The organism is Chitinophaga polysaccharea (genome assembly GCF_902150045.1).
Taxonomy (GTDB): Bacteria; Bacteroidota; Bacteroidia; order Chitinophagales; family Chitinophagaceae; genus Chitinophaga; species Chitinophaga polysaccharea_A.
On record NZ_CABFVU010000004.1, the window covers coordinates 46,564 to 48,976 of the forward strand.

At 38.7% G+C, this 2,413-nt stretch carries 2 protein-coding genes; both read left to right on the top strand.

The genetic code is table 11. The annotated features are described in order from the left end of the window. Positions 1-471 precede the first annotated feature (471 nt). Positions 472-1,662: a hypothetical protein gene (locus FN124_RS25010; protein WP_142687534.1), complete on the top strand. Its 1,191-nt coding sequence runs from the start codon at positions 472-474 to the stop codon at positions 1,660-1,662. A gap of 36 nt (positions 1,663-1,698) precedes the next feature. Beyond that, positions 1,699-2,178 (top strand): hypothetical protein, encoded by a 480-nt coding sequence (locus tag FN124_RS25015; protein WP_142687535.1) that lies wholly within the window; start codon positions 1,699-1,701, stop codon positions 2,176-2,178. Positions 2,179-2,413: the final 235 nt, after the last annotated feature.

Sequence of the window (2,413 nt, forward strand, 5' to 3'; positions counted from 1 at the left end):
CCGGGAAATGCTTTTCTTCCAGATGGAAGAGACGCTTGGGGAAAGATTGTGCCCTTTGGAGGCGGAATTTTTCTGCTGTATGACAACTATTTGATCGGCGCCACCGGAGTGAGTGTGATAGCGCAGAACATGATCATGAAATTGCCGAGGCGGCAAGTGATGTGTTCTTAAAATGGTAAAATAAAGAGCGTTAAAGATTAAAGAATCGATCTTGACTTCTTTTTTCTATGAAACCAAATGAAAATCCGATGATGTATTACTCAAACGTAAGACATTCGGGTAACTGCGCTCCGGAATTCTACTTTTGATTGCTATAGATTTGGGGGGCCTCAACATCGTCAAAACTCTTCGAGAAATCAGTCCAGTTTATTGGAGGTAAAACAATTTATAGAGAAGAACTCTTGAGGATGGTCTTTTTATTTTTATTACAAACAAATGTAATATATTAATTTATAACTTAAAAATTTAAACATGGCAGATCAAAAAATGAAAATTTACAGTGTGGACCGCGCAAAACGTCGCATCCTCACAATTAAAAACATGGAAGAGCTGGGAATAACCGATGAATTACTTCTGGGTCTTTTGAATACAGTACCTGAATTCGCAAAGAACAAACTAAATCAAAAAGGAGACAAGGTCGGTGATAAGCAAATACGGCCGGTAGGACTGTCCATAAACGACAAAAAAGTTGGTAATTTCCCTGATCCAAATGCTGCAAAGCGGGGATGGATTACTTTTTTTGAAATTGGCACTCCCTTGTTTGAAGAAAGGTCAAATATCATTCCGCCGGTTGCGGATGTATTATCTACCAGAAGCTATGAAAATAGATCAGGTGAAGACAGTCAGTTTTCTGATACTGTTGAGTTTACGATGGAGAACACCATCAATTGGTCTTTGGCAGCTACAGGAACCCCTACTTTTGAAGGAGAAATTTCCGGGGAATTACAAGCAGAAATATCCAAAACCGTAGAGACGATTTTGGAAGAGAGTTTGGCTAATGGTATAGAGAAAAAGAATAGCAAAGAAGTTGAAGTAGAACATATTGTACATAATCATAAAGACGAGATGGGTACTGAAGACCACGTTGAAGTTGAGGAAGAGGCAGAAGTTACTACAACAACTGAATTTACTGCCACCAATTCAAACAGTGTGAGTTTCACGGGAACAGGTACTGCTACTGGTCATGGTGAGTTAGAAGTTGAATTAGAGCTTTCTTTAAAAGGTACGATTTCTGGTACAGTGACAACATCATGGAAATCAACTTCTAATGTTTCAGGAAGACTCCCTAAGGATGGCCGTGTTGAGACCCTGGCAACACAAAGGCGTCAGATAAAACAATTTACTTATGAAGTACCCATAGTGTTTGAAGGAGTTATTGGATTGAGTTATGATGACTTTGTAGAACCTTTTGATGGGTCGTCTAGTGATAGAGAAATTCCTGATTTATTTGATAAAGATCGTAACAAAATTAAAGCTGCTAAAGTGATTCCTGCTCACATTTCTACTTTAAAACTTCATGAAAAAGGGGCATACAGGCCAATAGGAATAGCGGAAACAATATCAACGCTGGATGTAAATCATGTAATTTTCGGGAAAAAAGTAATAGACTCGGACAGCCCTACTAGCAAAATATATGCAGTTGTGCGTCCTCATAATTTATAGAATCAAAATAGTTTATTAAAATAAAAAAGCAATAATATGGCATTTAAAGATATATTCAATTTTGCCCGCAGTGTATCTGCTGCCGGAAGCAAATCAGAAGGAGATATTTTGGGATTCATTCCAACAGAAAAAAATGAATTAATTAGTATTCCTCCTCACGAACAGTTTACGCCTTTACCTGAAAATCTGCTGCAAGATCCGAAAATTGTGAGAGAAACATCCCCACAAGCCGGCATTGTGTTTAGCTTCATACAATCAGTCACTTCTGATATGAACCTATCCAGCAATAGCGTAGAGAAAGCTATGGGTGATCCTGCGTCAGTAGTCGATCCGGCCGCAGGAGTGATGGGTAAAGCCAGAGAAACTACTGATAAGGTGAAGGATGATACCCCCGCATCTGATATACTGGTTACTCCTCCACCTCCACCTAAGAATGTGAAGCCCGAGGGATGGAATGACAAACCCATTGTAAAAGATCCTGATCCTTTACCAGATCCTCCTAAACCTAAAGCCTAAACCAAATCCTAAACCAAATCCTGACAATAAATAGGTTAAAGGCAAGGATATAATCAGAAGTAGATGATAAAATCTCAGATCAAATCTGAGGTTTTATCATCTAACGTAAGTTCGGCCCGGACAGCGGTCAATTTTTGTGCATCAATAATATTTCCCTTTTACCTTCCCAGGGCAAGCGTATGCCGGGTAATCAAATGAAAAAACATAATTAATCTATTTGATATTTTCTACTATT